We start from the raw sequence: 21,325 nt of genomic DNA, 5'->3' as shown, positions 1-21,325 counted from the left end.
ATATTTTTTATTGTAACATCAAAGTATGCTAAGAATGTGTAAAATTAGCGTATTTTTTAGCGAGATATGTTATTCTTTTAACATCCCAAAATAAAGCGAGATAGGGGGCGGAATCATGGAACACTTAGAAAAACACGAACGAATGGAAATGTGGGAAAAAATCCAAAAAGCATTGATAGACGAAAGAATTGATCAGTTTAGGGCAGAATTCTTAGAATTACATCCATACGATCAAGCAAAGATATTTGAAGAACAAGAAGAAAATATCCGATTTTTAATATATTCCTACCTCTCTCCAGAAGAAATGTCTGAAGTGATCGAGCAGGTAGATCAAGATTTTGTAGCGGCATTTATTATCGAAATGATTCCAGCGTTCGCAGCCAAAATATTAGAACATATGTCAACGGATGATGCGGTAGATATTTTAAATGAATTAGATAAAAATAAAGTGGCAAGCTTTTTAACGATTATGGATAAAAAGTCATCAGGAGAAATAAAAGAATTGCTCCACTATGAAGAAAAAACAGCTGGTAGTATCATGACTACCGAATTTGTTGTGATTCATATGGAAATGACTGTGAAAGAAGCGATGCGTCACCTTCGGAAAGCAGCACCTAAAGCCGAAACGATTTATTATATCTATGTGGTTGACTCCTATAAGAAATTAGTAGGGGTTATCTCGTTACGAGACTTAATTATTGCAGAAGGCGATTGGTTGATTCAGGATGTCATGAGTGAGCGTGTTGTATCAGTTCCAGTTGGTGAAGATCAGGAAGATATTGCACAAATGATGCGAGATTATGATTTTTTAGCATTACCAGTAGTCGATTTTCAAGATCATTTACTTGGTATTATCACAGTCGATGATATTATGGATGTTATGGATGAAGAGGCAAGTGACGATTATTCCAAACTAGCAGGTATTACGGATGTAGAAAGTAGTGGAGATACTGCATTCTCCTCTGCTAAAAAGCGTCTTCCATGGTTGGTTATTCTATTGTTTTTAGGGATGCTAACCGCTAGTGTTATTGGTCGTTTTGAAGCAACTTTAGAACAAGTAGCAATTTTAGCAGTATTTATTCCTTTAATTGCTGGTATGGCTGGAAATACAGGTACACAAGCACTAGCTGTTGCAGTAAGAAGTATTTCAACAGGTGAAATGGAGAAAAAGGGAAAAGCCTCCGTGATTTGGCAGGAAGCCAAAACAGGATTAATAACGGGTCTTTCTTGTGGTGTCATCATTACTTTACTAATTGCATTTTGGTATAGTGATTTTTTTCTAGGAGTCCTGGTGGGTATTTCGATTATGGCAACACTATTAGTTGCGACTGTTTCAGGTGCATTTGTACCGTTGGTAATGGACAGATTTAACATTGATCCTGCGGTAGCATCAGGTCCATTTATTACAACATTAAATGATTTAATATCGATATTTATTTATTTTGGACTAGCAACAGCCTTTATGAGTTATTTACTTTAGGTGGAAAGGAGTGATTGAATCATGGAGCACGGAGAATCTGTAAGTTCTCTGGTAATTGTAATCCTTGCAGCATTTTTAACGCCAATCTTATTACATAGATTCCGGCTAAAAATGATCCCTGTAGTGGTGGCAGAAATTATCATTGGTTTAATTATCGGACAAAGTGGTTTTAATTTAGTAGAAGAAAGTAACTGGTTAGAAACTTTATCAACGTTAGGATTTATTTTCTTAATGTTTTTAAGTGGTTTGGAAATAGATTTTTCTATTTTTTCAAGCAAAAAACGTAGAAATCAAAATACGTCAACAAAAGATATGCCAAATCCAGTTCTATTAGCAAGCATTATTTTTGTTGGTATCTTGATTTTATCGTTCTTATTATCTTACTTATTTGTAGTATGGGGTTTTATCGATAACGTTTATTTAATGACATTGATTATTTCAACTATTTCTTTAGGGGTAGTCGTACCAACGTTAAAAGAAGCCCAGGCAATGCAAACAACAGTAGGACAAACGATCTTATTAATTGCAGTGATAGCCGACTTAGTAACAATGATTTTGTTAGCTGTATTTGTTTCCTTTTATGGTGAAGGCTCAGGTAACATGTGGTTACTGCTCATCCTTTTTGGTGTAGGGGTATTGCTTTATTTTGTAGGGAAATATTTTCGAAATCAATCGTTTATTGAAACAATGTCAAAAGGGACGATTCAAATTGGGACAAGGGCTGTTTTTACCTTAATCATCTTCCTTGTTGCCTTATCTGAATCTGTAGGTGCTGAAAATATTTTAGGTGCTTTCTTAGCAGGTGCATTAGTATCTTTATTAGCTCCTAATCAAGAATTAGTACAAAAATTAGATAGTTTTGGGTATGGGTTCTTAATCCCGATCTTTTTTGTAATGGTTGGCGTCGAATTAGATTTGTGGGCTCTTTTTGATGAACCAAAAGTATTGGCATTGATTCCATTATTATTTATCGCATTACTTATTTCAAAGGTACTTCCGATTGCATATATGAAAAAATGGTATGATACAAAAACAGTTATTGCGGCAAGTATGTTATTAACATCTACCTTATCATTGGTTATTGCTGCTGCGACGATCGGTGAGCGATTAGAGATTATTACAAGTGAAATGCATGGTGCACTTGTGTTAGTAGCCGTGTTGTCCTGTATCATTACACCCGCCTTTTTTAAGAAATTTTATGTTAATCATGAAGAAGCCGAGTATCAACAGTCGATATCTTTCATTGGAACGAATCAAGCAACAATTCCGGTGGTAAGAGAATTAGAACCGAAAGAATTCGAGACCCATCTGTTTCATACAAAACAAGAAAAAGTCGATGATTCCCAGAGCAGGTCGATTTTTGACATAAATGAATTGGACAATTATGATCTGAATACACTTGAAGCTGCTGGAGTTTTCGAACATGATATTGTGGTTGTTTCGACAGGAGATGAGATGAAAAATGAAGAAATAGCTACGTATGCAAAAGATATTGGTGTTAACAGAGTAATTGCCCGTATCGAAATTCCTGAAATAGAAAAAAGACTACGCGAAATTGGTGTTGATGTATTTTCTGTATTATTATCATCGAAAACCTTATTGAAGGCATTAATAGAAGCACCAAATGTAGTAAATATATTAACACAACAAGATAGTGCACTTTATGAGATTAATATGAACAACGCCAATTATGATGGAACCTTATTACGAGAATTTCCATTTACAGGAGATGTAATAATGGTTAGAATTTTTCGTGGTAATGACTCGATTGTTCCGCACGGAGATACGGATTTGAGATTAAATGACCGCTTAATCGTGACTGGATCGACAGAATATGTGGAAGAACTACAACAATTATTAGAATATGTGTAACAGTTTGCCCTCTGTAAATAGACGCAGAGGGTTTTAACATTATCTATCCATAAAAACCACTAATTTTTGAGTCATAGTATTGTTGTAATTATCCGAAAATTCCGATAAAATAGCAGCAGGTACTAATACAAGGTTTGAATTTAATGGGAGAGTGAAAAGATGAATTTTTCTTTAGAAGGTCGAACGTATGTCGTGATGGGTGTGGCTAATAAACGTAGTATTGCTTGGGGAATAGCAAAATCACTTCATGCAGCTGGAGCGCGTTTGATTTTCACTTATGCGAATGAACGTTTTGAACAGCCTGTAAAAAAACTTGCCGATACTCTAGATGGACAAGATGCTTTATTTTATGAATGTGATGTAACGGATGACCAAGCGGTTGCTAAAACATTTTCAGAGATCAAAGCAGATGTTGGTACAATTCATGGCTTAGCACATTGTATTGCTTTTGCCCAAAAAGAAGACTTGCAAGGAGAATTTGTTGATACATCTCGCGATGGTTTTATGCTCGCACATAATATAAGCTCCTACTCACTTGTAGTCGTCTCTAAAGAAGCAGCACCGTTGATGACAGAAGGTGGGAGTATCATTACCATGACCTATTTAGGTGGCGAACGTGTTGTTAAGAATTATAACGTCATGGGTGTCGCAAAAGCGAGTCTTGATGCTAGTATGAAATACCTTGCTAATGATTTAGGAAAACATGGAGTGCGTGTCAACGCTATTTCAGCTGGACCAATTCGTACGCTTTCTGCAAAAGGTATCGGAGAATTCAGCTCGGTTTTGAAAAAAATTGAAGAAGATGCGCCACTTCGTCGAACGGTATCACAAGAAGAAGTGGGAGATACCGCATATTATTTATTAAGTGACCTTTCTCGCGGTGTAACAGGAGAAATGATTCACGTCGATGCAGGATACAATATATTAGGGTTATCATAAAGCAAAACTTCAATCAGAGCATGTTTAAATAGAAAATAGCTGCATCAAAAGAATCTTATAATTAGAAAAATCCAAACGATTAGTTGAAGTCGTTTGGATTTTTATGCATAGTTGGAAGATACAGTACAATAACTGATGTGCTAATTTTGAAATGAGTGGTGTGCTAACATAGCGCTCCGGCCGATTGCTTCGCTTTCCGCCTCCGCTGTCATGTTGCTTTACAACGTTTGTAACAGTTATCACTTGAGCTTTTTCTTGGTATCCACTTGGGCATAAAAGTCGAAATGCTAGCTCTTACATACATTGTAGTATCTTATATTAGCGGAGGCCGCCCGCTTCAACTACTGTGGGACCGTTTTCTTCGAAGATCCACTTTTCCAAGCGGTCTTTGCTTTGAAAAGTTAGCTGAGGAGAAAACCCCACGGAAAGGGAAGCGGGCAGCCGGAGCGGTTGTTAGCTGTGAACATATTTCATCATTATCATCCAGTTTATTGCGCAACAATACATATTACATCATACGTGTTTGAAGTTAAGAGATTATTTTGTCCAAATCTCACTTAGATGCAGGCCACCATATACTTTGATATAATTAGGAAAAGGTGGGTGATTATAATGAAACGCATTATTTTATTTGATGGTGTTTGTAATTTTTGTAGCAGCAGTGTTCAATTTATCATTAAACGTGATCCAAATCAGAAGTTTCAATTTGCCTCGCTGCAAAGTGATGTCGGACAACAATTGATTTCAAATTATAATGTTCCAAAAGATATTGATAGCTTAGTCTTAATTGAAGGTAATCGTTATTACACGAAATCAACTGCCGCACTCAGAATTGCAAAATCCTTACATCGATTATATCCACTTGTTTCGATATTTTTATTGATACCAAAAATCGTACGAGATAGAGTATATCAAATCATAGCAAAAAATCGCTACCGCTGGTTCGGAAAAAAAGAACACTGTATGTTACCCAGCCCTAAGGATCGGGAACGATTTATCGACTAAAAACCCCTCTTTATTACTATCAAAGAGGGGTTTTGATTCACCTTGCTAATTTTTTTCTCTTTTTCTGCGTTTTAATTCATATAATTTTCCTTCTTCTCTAAACGCCTTGATCACAGATAAGATGATCATGATCATGATGATTGCAAAGGGAAATGCTGCAATAATCGATGCGGTTTGTAATGCTGCTAGTCCACCTTGCCATAACAACACGGCAGCTGTACCTGATTGCACTACACCCCAGATCACTTTCACACTAATATCTGGGTTCAGATCGCCATTGGTTGTTTGCATTCCTAAGACAAACGTTGCCGAATCTGCTGATGTTATAAAGAAAGTACTAATCAATAATACTGCTAATACAGCCATGACACTAGTTAGAGGGAAGCTCTCTAATACTGTAAATAAAGCTGCTTCTGAACCTGCATCATTCATAATGTTGTAAATATCAATACCTTCATTCATTTCTAAATGGATAGCAGAACCACCAAAGACACTAAACCATAACGCTCCGAAAATGGTTGGTACTAATAACACCCCAACCACAAATTCACGAACAGTACGACCACGTGAAACTCGTGCAATAAACATACCAACAAATGGTGCCCAGGCAATCCACCATGCCCAATAGAAAATCGTCCAATCTTCTAACCATGTTGCATTATCTTCATTAAAAGGAGCCATGCGAAAACTCATTTCCGGTAGGTTAGAAATGTAAGAACCTAATGTTGTTGTAAAGAAATTCATGATAAAGTTTGTAGGGCCTGTGAACAGTAAGAAAAACATTAACAAAATAGCTACTACGATGTTAGTCGTACTAAGTATCTTAATTCCTCTATTAAGTCCTGTTAAGGCTGAAATCATATATAATACGGTAACCACTGCAATGATAATTAATTGTAAGTAAATCGTATTTGCAATATTTCCTGAAACAAATTCAATCCCGCTACCAATTTGTTGTGCACCTAATCCTAATGAAGTAGCAACACCAAACACTGTTGCAAAAACTGCAATGACGTTAATCAAGGTTCCAAATCCACCATTCATTTTATTACCATAAAGTGGCTTCAACGTACTACTTATTAAACCAGGCTCGTCTTTTCTAAATTGAAAATAAGCAAGTGCTAATGCTAAGGTAGCATACACTGCCCATGGGTGGAATCCCCAATGGAAAAAGCTGTGTTGCATAGAAACCCTTGCTGCTTGAGCTTCTGTTTCTGTTGGGAAAGGTGGGAGGTGAAGATGCCAGATAGGTTCTGCAGCTCCCCAGAAAACAAGACCAATCCCCATTCCTGCACTAAATAACATACCGAACCACGTTAAATAGTTGTATTCAGGTTTGTCTCCATCTTTACCAAGTACAATATTTCCGTATTTTGATACAATTAAAAAAATAGCAAAAATTAAAAATCCTGTAGTTACTAACAAATAAAACCAACCGAAACGTGTAACAAGAAAGCCTTGAATAAGTGTAGTCACATCATTTAAGTTCCAGTCTGGTAAAACCTCTTTAGGGATTATTCCCCAAATGATAAAAAATAGAGAAATCGCAAGTGAAATGTAAAACACCTTAGAAACCTTTCTCATCAAATCATCCTTTCAAATTTTAAGTTTTGTGTATGAGTGCACAATATACCTTACCCTATTTTGTCACAAAGTATTCATTTTGCGACACACCGCATCGGATTGTAACAAATATCTATGTACCAAATCAAGTACAAAGGATCCAAATCTGAATTTATTTCCAAAATTTAAAATAGTGGCGATAAAGAGATACGTTTCAATAAAACAAAAAACTCTTCCAACTTATCAGTAGGAAGAGTTTTTTGGATATGCTTTTTAAAGCACAGATACTGCTGGTAAACAAGTGATGGCACAGAAACAATTTAAGTCAACAGTAATACAAATACCAGTACGTTCCAAATCTGATACTTGTTCATTGTCAATTTGATCGCATGGATCATGGCCAGCAGACTCATCATTATCAAATACTAACAATTCTAATACTGCACAGCATTCTTCATCATCTACTTCATTGACACGGAAGATGAAGCTATCATAGCAGTCAAATCGAGCTGGACCTCCACCTTGTGAACGAACTTCCGCACCATAACCTTTAAATGGTTTACCTTTTTTATCATATAAGATGAAAGGTACAGTGTCTAAACCATTTCCAGATACCGGTGAAACTAAATCACGAATCGATTGTGCACAGCTTACATCACATTGTTGATCGACTACATTATCTTGCGCATCTGCAATGGCACGAACTACATCACATACACAGTTTTTGGTCGATGCTACATTATTGTCATCATGGCAACTTTTGCCCATTCTACTACACTCCTTCAAAAAAAGATTTCGTTAACACTAATACTCTATGATGGATGTGTAATTTCGTATAGACAGATGCCTTGTTTTTACCTAATTGCTTTTTTATTTTTTCTCACACGTACTAGGCATGTAACATATACTTAAGTATGTAGAAATTAAAGGAGGTATTTAAACGTGGTGGACTCCGTGCAAACGAATAAAGAAGTGCCAAAACTATATATAACACAACCTGAGTTAGCGGAACCTTCTCGATCGATGCAATCTCATTATCAATCAACAAGCAAATATCAAAAAGAACAAGAAGATCACGATCCCGTCAACAACCAAAAGATTGATCGGTCTCAACTAGAAAAAAAGAAATTTAAGAACATGACATTGGAAGAGAAGGTAACTTATTTTGCATCAATGCCTTTTCATGTGCCGAAAGTGAAGTGTGAGCTCCATACAGAGAGGAAAAAATATGTTGGGATTATAGAAGATTACCAAAATTCAATGGTGATGGTAAATGTAGCGAGTAAGACTGCACCAATATCTATACCTATTGATCATATTAAAGAAATTAATTTAATTGGCTTTTAAACTATCGTCAGTGACACTAATATGCCCAACCAACATAATATGTAAAGATTATTTGATATTAACTAAATATTAAAATGTAACCAAGGAGTGAAGAATGTGTCAGATAAAAAGAAAGTTATTTATGTGAAGGATCTAGTTATTAAAGCGGATAACGTTCGTATTGAACCAACTCGTCGTCAAGATCCTTTCTTCGGACCACGTGCTGTTGAAGAAGAGGAACAAGTAGAAGAAGAGGTTTTGGAAGAAGAAAAAACGGAACAAGATTCTGAAGAAGACAATAATGATCGCCCACCATTTTCTTGGATCTAACATTAAAAACAGATAAGGATGGAACAAAAGATTCTATAAATAAAAAAATCCAAACGATTAATCGAAAACGTTTGGATTTTTATTCGTATTAGGACAAAACTGCGACATAGCTGAAGAGGTAATTATGAGATTTCATATGTGCTTTGTAACCGCTGCGGCTTGCCCGCTTTCCTTTCCGCGGGTTTTTACCCTAAGCTAACTTTTTAAGCAAAGTACGCGTAAAAAGTGGATCTTAGGGTAAAAACTTCCCGCAGGAGTGAAAGCGGACGCCTTCGCTTTGATATACTCAACAATTTAAGTAAGAGTATTCATATTGGCTTTTTACACTATTTTTTAGTAGGAAACCAAAGTAGTAGCATTCGAAACAATTGTAGAATCTCATTAGCATAGGCGGCCACTCCAACTCCTATGGGACTCGTTTTTCCTGAAGATCCACTTTTCCATGCGGTTTTTGCTTGGAAAAGTTAGCTGAAGGAAAAACCCCATGGCATAGAAAACACTACGAAAGCTCTGCTTGAGTAGATGTTGCACTTGTGCCCGTGGTAAAAGGGGAGTGGCCAAGCCGGAGCGGATACTACACACTTACATCATGTCAAAATTACCACAAGGTTATCTCACAGTTTCTTGATATTGTGCATCAATACTTCTCGTGTTTGAAATTTGAAAAATAGTTATGTCCCAGTCTCATCTTTTTTCTTTGAATGCAGGAGATTTAGATAGAAGAGTAGAATTATTTATTAAGAACAGACACAAAAATGATTAATAATTCGAAATATTGGGTATAGAACAGTAATAGCATGAAAGGGGAGGGAGAAAAATGGGTTACATTATGCCTGTTGAGAATTATCAATATCAGCAATACCATAATCGTGTTACCAAAAAAGAACGAGACCCATTTCCAATTGAAAAGTTATACCCAATCCAGTTTGGCATGCAATATAAACAAGAACGAACCAAAGAAGAACCGAAAAAAGAGTATATTCCAAAGACCAAAGAAAGAAATAGTAATCGATATCAAGAAGAGAACCATGAAAATAACCATCCAAAGCAAAAAATATATGCCGAAGTTACCGGAAAAGGTGTAAACTTTCAAGCAAAAGTGTAGCCAGATGCTCATAAGCACTGGCTTCGTTTTATTTTCAATATACTAGGTTCAGGCGAAATTTTCTATTCAGGTTAATTACTTTGGATCAATAGTTGATTTTCTTTCGTATACTCTGCGTAAAATACTTCTTCAATTGAGTTTATATTTTGTTTGCTTAATTCTTTCTTTAGCCAATGTTCATCTTTTCCAATTTCTTTAAGACTATCTACAATCGGTTCACCATCGTTTATCAACATAAAAGGTAAGACAACTTGTTCGATTGGTAAGTTAAAATCATTTCTAGTTGGCTGTTGATCTGCTGATTTTTTTAATACAGAGACGGTACCATCCGATTCTAATATGGCATAGTCCACCTCTTGTACTGAAAATACATCTTTTGAACGTAACAAGTGTAACAGTTGGTTCATGTCCAGTTTGGATTTTCTCATTTCCTCTCTTTGTATGATTCCTTTATGAATCACCATCGATGGACGGCCTTCTAAAATTGCCCGTGTTTTTTTAAATTTTTGAGTGGTTAGTTCAGTGATATATAATAAGGCACCCCAAATAGCTACTGCAAAGCCGACTTCCTTTACCCCTACTTGATCATCATATAAGGCATTTCCGACTAATTCTCCGAGAATAAGAGCTGAAATGAAATCGAACGCTGTTAATTGTTTAATCTGCGTTTTGCCTAGTAATTTGGCGAGGATAAATAACATAACAAAACCAAATATGGTTTCGATAAAAATAGATCCATATTCCATCGTTGTTTCTCCTACCTTTATTCATATTATTCTATAAGCATGTACAAAAACTAATGTATACATACATTAAAAATGGTAAGAGAAACAGAAAATTCAAAGTGGAATCAGTATCTATAAAATTGATTTTATCATGGTTACGTGCGGAATACCTGCATCCATAAACTCATCAGAAATCGTCTTATATCCAAGAGATTGATAAAATGCCTCTGCATGTATTTGTCCATTTAACTTTGATTTTTCTAACCCTTTTTCTTTCGCTACCTTCTCCATAAAGAAAATGATATCTTTGCCATATCCTTTTCCACGATTGTCTGCTAACACACAGACCCGCTCCAATTTGGCGTAATCATCTACAAAGCGCATTCTACTTGCTGCTACAGGATTTTTACCATGATAACCAACAAAGTGAACAGCTTCTTTCTCCAAATCATCTATTTCTAATTCTTCCGGTACTCCCTGTTCTTCCACAAAAACAATAGAACGTACTTGGTATGCATCTTTTAATTCTTGATCAGTGTTAACTATTTTTATTTCCATTTACTTTTCCCCTAACATTTCAATTAAAATATTTCTTAAATCTTTTTGCCAATATTTCCAGGTATGGTTACCAGTAAATTCGTTGTATTGATAGATATTTAGTTTTCCTTGTAGCATCTGATTTAATTTTCGATTAGGTGTTAAAAAATCAGAAACCTCACCTGAGGTCGTGTGTACTTCTGTTTCTTCCGTACCTATTGTATGATGAATTTCTAAATTACTAAAATGATCAACATGTGTGGCTTGCTCTAATACTTTTTCATCAACATAAGGTGATTGCATGATCACAATATCGAATGTCTTAGGAAATTGGCTTGCCACCATGAAAGCTAAAGTACCTGCGAGTGAATCCCCGATAAGAGCTCGTTTGGTTGGAGAAATATGTAACGTATCTTCTATAAATGGGAGCACTTCGTTGGTGAGAAATTGAATATAGTTATTGTTCTGTTTGCCATTAGGGTGGTATTTGTCTTGACGATCATATTTATCCTGATAATGGATGCCGACAAATATCGTTGGTTCAATTTCTACTTCTTCATGTAATTGATCACTTAAAGTGGCGACACGTCCCATTTGAAAATAATCATCTCCATCTTGCATAATACATAATTGATAATCCTTAAATGGTGTAAATCCTTCTGGCAGATACCATTTTATCTTGATTTCTTCATGTAGATATTCACTAGTGACAGTAGCATCTTCCATTTTTCCCTTTCGTCCCAAAGAATCACCTCCCCATCTCATGAAAAGTGTATCATATTTAATGAATAATTGAAGAACAATGCTTTGTATCTTTATTTCGTTTTATTTCAATAGTCTTCTCGATATAGGAGCCATACTCAAACTTTGAACGGTTAAAGATAATAGCACCACTGTAAAACTGACAGCTACCATCCATTCACTGTCAATACCGCTAGCATTTTTTGCGTATAGTGTTAGGATTAAGAAAACAGACATAGAACCTTTTAAGCCGGCCCAAGAAATAAGGAATTGATGTTGCCATGGTAATGGATGGACTATTTTTGTTATAACAAAAACAATAAACATTCGCACCATAATCATAAAAATAAAAATGACGAAAGCATATAACCAGAAATCGATGGTGATATATTCGGTGATTTCGATTCCAATCACTAAAAACAAGATGGCCAACAAACTAATTTCGATAATTTTCCAAAAACCATCTAATGATTCACGGAAGTGCCCCTCCTTGATGGCGCGTCCATATTCAAATGAAATCATCATCCCACTAGCAACCGTTGCTAACACACCAGAAACATGAAACGCTTCAGCAATTAAGAACGATCCATATGCCAAAATGATACTCAACATAATTTGATATTGTCGTTGATGGGAATAATGAACAATTTTGCTGACCAAATAACCACATACTAATCCCACAACAACCCCGCCAAGTGAGACGAGAAGAAATTCACCTAGGAAAGATAGAAGAGAAAAACTCTTCTCTTGATTAGCAATTGAAAATAATGTGGTAAATAAAACAATACTTGTACCATCGTTTAGCATCGATTCCCCTTCGACTGTATCTGCAATTTGGTCATTACCTGTTGCCTTCTTAATTATAGAAACAACAGAAATTGGATCTGTTGGTGTTAATATTGCTGCTACTACCAATGCACTCGCAAAACCAATTGGTGCAATTAACCATGTCAAGGAGCCTAACAGAAAAACTGTAATAATGATTCCGATGGTTGCCAATGTCAAAATTAATCCTGCATTTTTTTTCAAATCTTTGATCGGAAATTGATAAGCGGATACAAATAATAATGCAGGTAAAAAAATGTGATAAATCATATTTTCGGTAATCTGGATAGAATCGAAAAAAGGAATAAAGACAAGACCCATCCCGATAATCACCAAAATAGTTGGAACTGGAAAATTTTCTTGCTTAGTATCAATCGTAAATATAACATATCCGATTAATAATAAAATAATAATTTGTTCAATTGTCAATGGTCACACCTTCTTTTTTTGTATAGTTCTTTTATTCCCATTTTCCAAGAAAGAAAACGATGCATGTTTAAATGAAAATGACACAACCTATTCAAAAAGGATGTGTGGATAATGAAGAAATGGACTAGTTTAGTTATTATGTTGTGTTTGTTTATGGGCGTAAGTTTACCAGTTGCTGCAGAAACTCAGACAACACTTGTAACAGATGAGTTATTTAAGGATATGGAACAATTAAAATATCCAATCGTATCTGAAGTAGATGATGAAGATATGGAAATAAAGATCAATAAAGACTTCGGTAAATATATTAAAGAATCGTATAAAGAATTAAAAGAGAATGAAAAGCAAGCTGAAAAATATCATTTTCAAGGAGATTACCAAACCGACTATCAAGTAAAGTATAATACATCACCACGTTTAAGTATATTAACAAGTAATTACATTTTTAGTGGGGGAGCACACGGAAATACCACTGTCCAAGCCTTTAACTATAATATCGAGGAAGGCAAGCGGGTTTACTTAACGGATATTTTAACTACGGATGAGCAAATAAAATCAGTAAGAGATTATGTATGGGAATATGCAATCGAGCGACCAGACATTTTTTATCCGGATTTAAAGAAGGAAGATATTAAATTAACGAAAGATACAGCCTTTTATTTTGCTGATGAAGGGATCACACTTGTCTTTCAACAATACGAAATTGCCCCATATGTCTCCGGAAATCAGGAAATACACATTCCAAAAGATGTGTATAAGAAAAGTTAAGAAAAAATGAAGAAAATTGCGCAATATAAGGAAACTGCGCAGTAAATGATGTAGTAATTTTGACATGATGTTTGTGCATAGAAACCGCTACGGCTTGCCCACTTCCCTTTCCGGGCATGCTCTTCAGCTAATTTTGAAAAGAAAAACACTTTTCAAAATGGATCTTCAGATCATGCTAATCCCCCAGGAGTCGAAACGGACGCCTACGCTAAATGAAGTTCTACAATAGAAGTAAGAGTTATATTAAAGACTTCTATCTCATCATTTTAACGAAACAATAAACAATGCTAAAAAGCTCAAATTGATGACTATTACAACCGTTGTAGAATCATTTATAGCGTAGGCCGCCCACTTTCACTCCTGTGGGAATGTTTTACCTGAAGATCCACTTTTTCGAGCGCTTTTTGCTTGAAAAAGTTAGCTGAAGGTAAAACCCCATGGAAAGGAAAGGGGGCAGCCGGAGCGGATATTTAGTAAATAAAATATTTCAAAATTACCAATTTAGCTAATAAATATACATCAGTTTACTGCGCAGTATGTTCCTAATGCGTATAAAAATTCTTTGGTCTCAACTTCTTTATTTTGCAAAAACGTGGTTCCCGATTTTAATGGTTGTTGTTGTATCATAAATCCAATTACTTACTGCTGTATTTGGATTATAGAAGTAAATAGACCCTTGACCTTGTCCACGAAATACTATTGCTTCCTCCACAGCTCTTTTGGCTTCTGCATCCGCACGCTTATTAATTTCTCCGTTCGCAACCGGACTAAAGGCATGGATAGCACCGTTACTATATGTTTCGTGAATGACACCTTTAATGGAATTAGGAAAATTCTTATGATCCACTCGGTTTAAAATTACTGTAGCGACAGCAACCTTACCAGCATATGGTTCCCCTTTTGCCTCGGCATGAACAAGTCGAGCCATTAATTCTTTTTCTGATTCAGAAATAGTAGCTGGGATTGTCAATGTTGCTCCTGGATATAAAAGACTGCTGCTATAGTTATTAGTTTGAATTAATTGATTAACAGATACGCCATGCTGTTTGGCGATTTTCCAAAATGAATCACCCTTTTTTACTGTATAGGCATTTGCAAATCCAGGCATAATTGTGATGCATATTGCAATGATAAGACTTGCTATAATAAAATGAACTCCTTTTTTGTTCATGTATTTCCCCTCCTGTTGTATTCTAGTTAATAGATTAGCAAATGTAACATAACAAAACAGTAAGTTATTTTTACCAATTGATAGAAAGACAAGCTATACTTCAAACAGAAAATTTTTCCATCAGTTTTAAGCTGGTTACAACAACTAATAATAGAAAAAATTACCATGAATATAACAAATGTAATCGTCTTGTAACATTAATTTGCTTTTGATAAAATTACGGCCAAGAGAGGTGTGTAAATATGTTTTGGAAAAAAAGAGGCTTTACAATATGGAGAAAAACGCTGCACTTTAGTTATCCTGTAATTGATATAGAAAATCAATATATGGAGGCCAACGTATTTTTCAAGAATAAAAAATACGTAACTATTTACGTGGATGTGAAAAGAAGTCAAGAGAGTATGGAGGGAGATCTTAATAAATTGAATAAGAGATTAAAGAAAGAACAGCAATTGACTGAAGAAGAACTCAAAAATATAATGAGACTCAATGCGAAATATTTTATGGGAAATAAACTTAATCGTACGAAAACGGATTGACAAGTTACCGGAAGTTTTCTATATTTATTAGTAGTGATAAAAACCCTAAGAAGTACTTCAACTGGAAGAGTATTACTTTAACGTAAAAAAGATTAAATATTACGATCTGATAGTTCAGCGGGAGAACGCTTGCTTGACAGGCAAGAGGTCGGGGGTTCAAATCCCTCTCAGATCATCGCTTCGAGACACATTCGATAACCTTGAATGTGTCTTTTCTATTTACATAATGACAACATATACAAAAAAAATACACTAATTAAAAAGAAACTGTAATAAATCTACTTGTTCGTGCTATGACATGTGGATTTTTTTGTCATTTAATATTTAATAAAATTAAAAAAGTGAAAAAAGTTGTATTTTTTTAAAAAATTATTCTATTAAATTTATCTCTATTCAATGAAATAATAAACGAGAGATTCATATCATGTTACTGTTTTTTGTAAATCTAACTTACTTTAAACAGTAAACAAACTAATGAAAGAGGTGATATTTGTTTATTAAAAAGCGAAGGAGGTGTAAAGAAGAAGTTTATTAGCTTTGTAAAAAGTCAATGAACAGTTGGTCTCAATTGAAAATGAAAAGGAGAAGGTAAACTAAAATGAGAAATAAATTATTCGTATTTTTGATAACGCTTACACTATTAGTTTCTTATGTCCCTAACCCTAGTGCTTTAGCACAGGAAACTAATAATGATATAGCAGAAAATCCAGTTATATGGGCTGATGTCCCAGATCCAAGTGTGATCCGTGTCGAAGATACTTATTACATGTCAAGCACTACCATGCATATGAATCCAGGTGTACCTATTATGAAGTCAAAAGATTTAGTGAATTGGGAAATTGTTAACTATGCATATGATATCCTTGATAGAGGGGAAGAACAAGCGTTACGAAATGGTCAAAACGAGTATGGTCAAGGATCATGGGCAAGCAGTCTTCGCTATCATGAGGGTACATTTTATTTAGCGTTTGCTTCCAACAGCACTGGTAAAACATATATTTTACAAACGGATGATATTGAAAATGGAGATTGGGAAAAAACAACGTTAGATAATCTTTACCATGACATGTCATTACTTTTCGATGATGATGGTAGAGTATACATGGTATATGGTGGTACGGATATTAGAATCATTGAGCTTACATCTGATGCAACCGCTATTAAAGAAGGTGGGCTAGATAAAGTTCTCATTCCTGATGCAGGTTCGATTTCAGGTTCTGAACATATTCTTAATGCAGAAGGTGCACATTTTCAAAAAATTAATAGTAAATATTACGTGTCCCTCATATCCTGGCCACAAAATGGTGGACGAACTCAATTAGTCTACCGTTCTGACAGTATAGATGGAGACTATGAAGGGAAAGTAGTATTACAGGACTCTGGTATTGCCCAAGGTGGAATGGTAGATACTCCAGACGGTGAATGGTATGGGTTCTTATTTGGAGACCGTGGTTCGGTTGGACGAATTCCATACTTAGTACCTGTTACTTGGGAAGATGATTGGCCGGTATTTGGAGTGGATGGTGAAGTTCCAGATGAGTTATCTATAACTGCAGAAGGACAAAATTCAGTTAGTAATATTGTGCAGTCAGATGAATTCTATCAGTCACCTGACAGTAGTAATTCAGCAAGTGCGTTAGCTACCAATGAAGAGAACGTAGAAGATACTTCTTCATCAAATGAAGAGGGGATGATGGTAGCTGCACAGGAATTATTAGATGTGGAGAATGGGACTGAACTGCTTGAAAATGGCAGTTTTGAAGATGGACAAGAACCATGGTCTGTAAATGGAGCTGCTTCTGTTCAGGTCACTGATCAAGAAGCAAACAGTGGATCAAACAGTCTATTGGTGACAGACAGAGTGGCAACAGGGGACGGACCGAAACAAGTTATTACCGATGAAGTCCAAGCAGGAAATACGTATGAGTTCTCAGCACAGGTAAAATATACAGAAGGCCCCGATCAAAAACAGTTTAATTTTAATATTCAACATGGACCAAGCTGGGAAGGTATCGAAGTAATAGGATCTGGAACGATTAACAAAGGGGAGTGGGGGACTGTTGAAGGAACTTACACCATTCCTGAGGATGTAGACTTTTCAGAAACTTTTATTTTTATTGAGACACCTTGGGTATCTGAACCGGATGCAGAAATAGACTTATTAGACTTTTATGTGGATGACGTATCATTTGTAGATGTTACTCCAGATCCTAATTTAATAGTAAACGGCGGCTTTGAAGATGGAATAGAACCATGGACAGAATATCGAGATGCAAGTATTGAGGTAACGGATCAAGAGGCAAGCAGTGGATCCAATAGTTTATTAGTATTTGATCGTCAGGCAACCGTTGACGGTCCACAACAAAATTTAACAGATAAAGTGGTAGCTGGTGGAACATACGAATTTTCAGCGAAAGTGAAATATACCGAGGGTCCTGATCAGAAAGGATTTAATTTCAACATTCAAAATGGACCATCTTGGGAAACGATTGAAGTGATCGGCTCCAGTTCAATTACAAAAGGTGAATGGGGAACAATTGAAGGAACGTACACCATTCCAAATGACGCCGATATGTCAGAGTCATTCGTTTTTATCGAGACATCTTATGCAAATCCTGCAGATCCGGTCAATGATTTAATGAATTATTATGTGGATGATGTCTCTTTTACACAAATAGCTGCACCAGAACCTGAGCCAGACACAGAAAAAAATGGAGAGTATGAGGATAATGGTTCGAATCTTGGTATAACTTGGCAGTGGAACCATAATCCTAATAATAATTTCTGGTCACTGACAGACCGTTCAGGTTATTTAAGACTAACCAATGGCAGAACAAGTACTAGCATACACGATACGAGAAACACTCTTACCCAAAGAACATTTGGTCCTGAAAGTTCAGGGGAAGTAGCAATAGACGTAAGTAACATGGAAAATGGAGATGTTACTGGTTTAGCGGCTTTCCAAGAGAATTATGGATTTGTAGGGGTAAAAATGGAAGGCGATGCTAAATCTATTGTTATGGTAAATGGTGATTCTGAATCAGAAGAAGAAATAGAGACGATAGAAATCGACCAAAACAAAGTGTATTTAAAGGTTGACTTTGATTTTAAAAATCAAACAGACAAGGCGTATTTTTATTACAGTCTTGATGGCGTAAATTGGACAGAATTAGGGAATACGCTACAAATGGAATATACATTACCTCATTTTATGGGTTATCGTTTTGCCTTGTTTAATTATGCAACACAAGAAACTGGAGGCTATGTAGATTTTGATTATTTCAGAGTAAATGATAAGATTACAGATTCTGAATCTTCCCAAACAGTATTGGATGCAAACTTAGGAGATGTTTCTGACATTATTGGTGCTCCTAATGTTGAATTTGAGGTTCCGCTTGAAATGGATGCTCTTCCTGAAGGAAATCACACTTCAATTGCTGCTTCTATTGATATTCCAAACGGATTAACGGTATCTGGAGTCGATTTTAATACGGATAATATTGATGGTGACAGTACGTTTAGCTTTGAGAATAATCAATTAAAATTGAATGTCAATGGAGATGATGTTCACTTTACTAACGATTCGTCTAATTTATTTGCGACACTGAAGTTAAAAGTGGCGGATTTTGTTACAGAAGATCAGACAGAAGAACTAAAGATCAATTATATCGACGTAATGAGTAGTCAAGATGTAGCTTACAATGTACATGATTCTATAGCAAACATTAGTTTAAAACTACTAGATACTGAAGCTCTGGCCAAGATACCAGGTTTCAAAAACCCGTTAATAAGCCATAAGTATGGTGCAGATCCAAATGCTTTGGTTTATGAGGATAGAGTATATATCTATTTAACAAACGATCAAGTGGAATACGATGATAACGGGAATATCATTGATAACAATTATGGAAGTATCAATACGATAACCGTTATTTCTTCAGATGATATGGTTAATTGGACAGATCATGGTGCCATACCAGTTGCAGGGCCAGATGGTGAAGCAACATGGGCGACAAATTCTTGGGCGGTATCCATTGGTAAGAAAGAAATTGACGGTAAAGATAAATTCCTTTTATATTTTTCAAACAATGGTTCTGGAATTGGTGTATTAACAGCAGATTCGCCTCTTGGACCTTGGGAAGATCCGATCGGAGAACCTTTGATTGATGGAAGTACTCCTGGTACGGAGGGAGTTGTCTGGATTTTTGATCCGGATGTATTAATAGATGATGATGGCGAAGGTTATCTCTATTATGGTGGAGGAGTACCTGGTGGAAATAATCCAACACAAGAGCAGGCAGAACATCCTCAAACAGCTAGGGTAATTAAGTTAAGTGATGATATGATTCATACAGAAGGTGAAGCACAAGTAATTGATTCACCTTTCCACTTTGAATCAAGTGGGATCCATAAACACGATGGAAAATATTATTACTCGTACAGCACTAATTTTTCTGGAGTGCGCGAGGGGGATGATCCAAAGTATGCTGAAATCGCATATATGGTTAGTGATGATCCAATGGGTCCATTTAATTATGTTGATGCTGTTTTGAAAAATGGATCCGAATTTTTTGGAGTTGGTGGCAACAATCATCAAGATTTCTTTGAATTTAAAGATCAATGGTATATCACGTACCATGCACAAACTTTAGGAAGGGCTTTAGATGCAGTAAATGGTTATCGTTCGCCTCACCTTAATAAGGTAGAATATTATGAGAATGGGGACATAAAAGACATTACTGCAGATATGGAAGGTGTTTCACAACTTCAGAATTTAAATCCATATCAAAGACATGAGGCCGAAACCATTGCATGGAACGCGGGAATAGCTACAGAAGAATCAGAAGCACCAGGCAACATGGTCGAGCATGTTAATTTGAATGTAACAGATATTCATGACGGTGATTGGCTAGCAGTATCAAATGTTGATTTTGGTCAAAATGGTGCTCAATCTTTTGAAGCAAATGTTGCTTCTACAGTTGGTGGTAAGATCGAACTTCGCATAGACAGTCCAGTAGGTGAAGTGATCGGTACAGTGGAAGTGGATGCCACTGGTGGAAACCAAGATTGGAACTTATTAGAAACAGATCTATCAAAAATCACTGGTGTTCATAATGTGTTCTTCATGTTTAAAGGAGACAGTGAAGAAGAGTTATTTAATTTCGATTACTGGAAGTTTACGGAAGCGGAAGAAGATAGTATACCAGATGAAGAGACAACAGAACTTGAGTTAGGTGGAGAAGGACAAGAAGTTGCAGCTGGTAAAACATACACTATAGTTGGCACAAATTCCAACATAACGATGCCAACCGATCTACCAGAAGGAACCAAAGTGATAGTGATGCCTAAAGATGTGGAAGAAACAAATTACGAAGGTTTAATTCCTGCTGGTGAAATATTATCGTTTACATTCGAATATCCGGATGGCTCGACTATTCCATCGAATAACTTTACTTTAGAGTTAGGTTATAACAGTGATGCTGAAACAGATGCACTTGCAATCTACTATTACAACGAAGAAGCGGATCAATGGGAACATCGTGGTGGAGAAGTGCATGAAGAAAATCAAATAATATCTTTACCAGTTTCCCATTTCTCAACATACGGTGTATTTGTACCTGTCGATAGTTCAGACGGAGAAGACGGTCAAGATGGAGAAGACGGCCAAGATGGAGAAGACGGTCAAGACGGAGAAGACGGTCAAGACGGAGAAGACGGCCAAGATGGAGAAGACGGACAGGACGGAGAAGACGGTCAAGACGGTGAAGATGGCCAAAATGGAGAAGATGGTCAAGACGGAGAAGACAATCAAATCGGAAAAGACGATCAAAATGGTCAAGATAATCAAGAGCTTCCTGATACCGCTACAAGTCTGTTTAATTACTTAGTTATTGGGTTAGTATTATTAGTTTTAGGTACTGTTACCCTTTTGGTTTATAGAAGAAAAAAGTTTTTATAAGAGCCAAAATT

The 21,325-nt window shown here is 36.0% G+C and carries 17 protein-coding genes and 1 tRNA gene; 11 read left to right on the top strand and 7 right to left on the bottom strand.

The features are described 5' to 3' along the window. Positions 1-115: 115 nt before the first annotated feature. From mgtE to BN3107_RS13220, 4 genes are all read left to right on the top strand, one after another. On the top strand, positions 116-1,480 hold the full coding sequence (gene mgtE, locus BN3107_RS13235; protein WP_058308124.1) for a magnesium transporter: 1,365 nt from the start codon (positions 116-118) through the stop codon (positions 1,478-1,480). A gap of 21 nt (positions 1,481-1,501) precedes the next feature. Continuing rightward, the gene (locus tag BN3107_RS13230) at positions 1,502-3,352 is read left to right on the top strand and encodes a monovalent cation:proton antiporter family protein (RefSeq protein WP_058308123.1); all 1,851 of its coding nucleotides are present in this window, start codon (positions 1,502-1,504) and stop codon (positions 3,350-3,352) included. A 159-nt stretch (positions 3,353-3,511) separates the two neighbouring features. Continuing rightward, positions 3,512-4,291, top strand: coding sequence for an enoyl-ACP reductase FabI (gene fabI / locus BN3107_RS13225; protein ID WP_058308122.1), 780 nt, complete (start codon positions 3,512-3,514; stop codon positions 4,289-4,291). Between the two features lie 612 nt (positions 4,292-4,903). Then, the gene (locus BN3107_RS13220; RefSeq protein WP_058308121.1) at positions 4,904-5,296 is read left to right on the top strand and encodes a thiol-disulfide oxidoreductase DCC family protein; all 393 of its coding nucleotides are present in this window, start codon (positions 4,904-4,906) and stop codon (positions 5,294-5,296) included. A 45-nt stretch (positions 5,297-5,341) separates the two neighbouring features. On the opposite strand, the gene BN3107_RS13215 is transcribed toward BN3107_RS13220, so the two are convergent. After that, on the bottom strand, positions 5,342-6,880 hold the full coding sequence (locus BN3107_RS13215) for a glycine betaine uptake BCCT transporter (protein ID WP_058308120.1): 1,539 nt from the start codon (positions 6,878-6,880) through the stop codon (positions 5,342-5,344). Between the two features lie 252 nt (positions 6,881-7,132). Continuing rightward, positions 7,133-7,627, bottom strand: a complete 495-nt coding sequence (locus BN3107_RS13210) for a CotY/CotZ family spore coat protein (RefSeq protein WP_058308119.1) — start codon at positions 7,625-7,627, stop codon at positions 7,133-7,135. Positions 7,628-7,801: 174 nt separating this feature from the next. Between BN3107_RS13210 and BN3107_RS13205 the strand changes: the two genes are divergently transcribed. The 3 genes from BN3107_RS13205 to BN3107_RS13195 all read left to right on the top strand — a co-directional run bounded on the left by BN3107_RS13205 (position 7,802) and on the right by BN3107_RS13195 (position 9,620). Beyond that, the gene (locus BN3107_RS13205; RefSeq protein ID WP_058308118.1) at positions 7,802-8,206 is read left to right on the top strand and encodes a CotO family spore coat protein; all 405 of its coding nucleotides are present in this window, start codon (positions 7,802-7,804) and stop codon (positions 8,204-8,206) included. Positions 8,207-8,302: 96 nt separating this feature from the next. Continuing rightward, positions 8,303-8,515 (top strand): hypothetical protein, encoded by a 213-nt coding sequence (locus tag BN3107_RS13200; RefSeq protein ID WP_058308117.1) that lies wholly within the window; start codon positions 8,303-8,305, stop codon positions 8,513-8,515. 817 nt (positions 8,516-9,332) lie between these two features. Beyond that, entirely contained in the window at positions 9,333-9,620 is a 288-nt protein-coding gene (locus BN3107_RS13195; protein ID WP_058308116.1) for a hypothetical protein, read from the top strand. A gap of 71 nt (positions 9,621-9,691) precedes the next feature. Here BN3107_RS13195 and BN3107_RS13190 read toward each other — a convergent pair whose 3' ends face one another. The 4 genes from BN3107_RS13190 to BN3107_RS13175 all read right to left on the bottom strand — a co-directional run bounded on the left by BN3107_RS13190 (position 9,692) and on the right by BN3107_RS13175 (position 12,877). Next, positions 9,692-10,366 carry a DUF421 domain-containing protein gene (locus BN3107_RS13190; protein WP_058308115.1) on the bottom strand — a complete coding sequence of 225 codons (675 nt, stop codon included), beginning with the start codon at positions 10,364-10,366 and terminating at the stop codon, positions 9,692-9,694. A 111-nt stretch (positions 10,367-10,477) separates the two neighbouring features. Then, complete coding sequence (locus BN3107_RS13185) at positions 10,478-10,903, bottom strand: GNAT family N-acetyltransferase (protein WP_058308114.1); 426 nt, start codon at positions 10,901-10,903, stop codon at positions 10,478-10,480. Then, positions 10,904-11,626, bottom strand: coding sequence for an alpha/beta hydrolase (locus tag BN3107_RS13180; RefSeq protein ID WP_058308113.1), 723 nt, complete (start codon positions 11,624-11,626; stop codon positions 10,904-10,906). Positions 11,627-11,707: 81 nt separating this feature from the next. Further along, positions 11,708-12,877 (bottom strand): cation:proton antiporter, encoded by a 1,170-nt coding sequence (locus BN3107_RS13175; RefSeq protein WP_058308112.1) that lies wholly within the window; start codon positions 12,875-12,877, stop codon positions 11,708-11,710. 111 nt (positions 12,878-12,988) lie between these two features. Between BN3107_RS13175 and BN3107_RS13170 the strand changes: the two genes are divergently transcribed. Beyond that, positions 12,989-13,645, top strand: a complete 657-nt coding sequence (locus BN3107_RS13170) for a DUF3298 and DUF4163 domain-containing protein (RefSeq protein ID WP_058308111.1) — start codon at positions 12,989-12,991, stop codon at positions 13,643-13,645. A 577-nt stretch (positions 13,646-14,222) separates the two neighbouring features. On the opposite strand, the gene BN3107_RS13165 is transcribed toward BN3107_RS13170, so the two are convergent. Further along, positions 14,223-14,816 (bottom strand): cell wall hydrolase, encoded by a 594-nt coding sequence (locus tag BN3107_RS13165; protein ID WP_058308110.1) that lies wholly within the window; start codon positions 14,814-14,816, stop codon positions 14,223-14,225. A 242-nt stretch (positions 14,817-15,058) separates the two neighbouring features. On the opposite strand from BN3107_RS13165, the gene BN3107_RS13160 reads away from it, so the two are divergent. From BN3107_RS13160 to BN3107_RS20120, 3 genes are all read left to right on the top strand, one after another. Next, positions 15,059-15,355, top strand: coding sequence for a hypothetical protein (locus BN3107_RS13160; protein ID WP_058308109.1), 297 nt, complete (start codon positions 15,059-15,061; stop codon positions 15,353-15,355). Between the two features lie 103 nt (positions 15,356-15,458). Next, positions 15,459-15,530: transfer RNA gene (locus BN3107_RS13155), tRNA-Val, on the top strand. A 423-nt stretch (positions 15,531-15,953) separates the two neighbouring features. Next, the gene (locus tag BN3107_RS20120) at positions 15,954-21,314 is read left to right on the top strand and encodes a family 43 glycosylhydrolase (RefSeq protein WP_077065126.1); all 5,361 of its coding nucleotides are present in this window, start codon (positions 15,954-15,956) and stop codon (positions 21,312-21,314) included. Positions 21,315-21,325 lie beyond the last annotated feature (11 nt).

The organism is Gracilibacillus massiliensis, assembly GCF_001458115.1.
In the GTDB taxonomy this organism is placed as follows: domain Bacteria; phylum Bacillota; class Bacilli; order Bacillales; family Amphibacillaceae; genus Gracilibacillus; species Gracilibacillus massiliensis.
Note: the sequence above shows the minus strand (reverse complement) of the source record. Positions and strands in the feature narration are given on the sequence as shown.

Coding starts and splice junctions, on each gene's coding strand:
- BN3107_RS13185 (WP_058308114.1), bottom strand. CDS start 10,903: ATGGAAATAAAAATAGTTAACACTGATCAAGAATTAAAAGATGCATAC.
- BN3107_RS13165 (WP_058308110.1), bottom strand. CDS start 14,816: ATGAACAAAAAAGGAGTTCATTTTATTATAGCAAGTCTTATCATTGCA.
- BN3107_RS20120 (WP_077065126.1), top strand. CDS start 15,954: ATGAGAAATAAATTATTCGTATTTTTGATAACGCTTACACTATTAGTT.
- BN3107_RS13170 (WP_058308111.1), top strand. CDS start 12,989: ATGAAGAAATGGACTAGTTTAGTTATTATGTTGTGTTTGTTTATGGGC.
- BN3107_RS13195 (WP_058308116.1), top strand. CDS start 9,333: ATGGGTTACATTATGCCTGTTGAGAATTATCAATATCAGCAATACCAT.
- BN3107_RS13220 (WP_058308121.1), top strand. CDS start 4,904: ATGAAACGCATTATTTTATTTGATGGTGTTTGTAATTTTTGTAGCAGC.
- BN3107_RS13160 (WP_058308109.1), top strand. CDS start 15,059: ATGTTTTGGAAAAAAAGAGGCTTTACAATATGGAGAAAAACGCTGCAC.
- BN3107_RS13190 (WP_058308115.1), bottom strand. CDS start 10,366: ATGGAATATGGATCTATTTTTATCGAAACCATATTTGGTTTTGTTATG.
- BN3107_RS13230 (WP_058308123.1), top strand. CDS start 1,502: ATGGAGCACGGAGAATCTGTAAGTTCTCTGGTAATTGTAATCCTTGCA.
- BN3107_RS13215 (WP_058308120.1), bottom strand. CDS start 6,880: ATGAGAAAGGTTTCTAAGGTGTTTTACATTTCACTTGCGATTTCTCTA.
- fabI (WP_058308122.1), top strand. CDS start 3,512: ATGAATTTTTCTTTAGAAGGTCGAACGTATGTCGTGATGGGTGTGGCT.
- BN3107_RS13210 (WP_058308119.1), bottom strand. CDS start 7,627: ATGGGCAAAAGTTGCCATGATGACAATAATGTAGCATCGACCAAAAAC.
- mgtE (WP_058308124.1), top strand. CDS start 116: ATGGAACACTTAGAAAAACACGAACGAATGGAAATGTGGGAAAAAATC.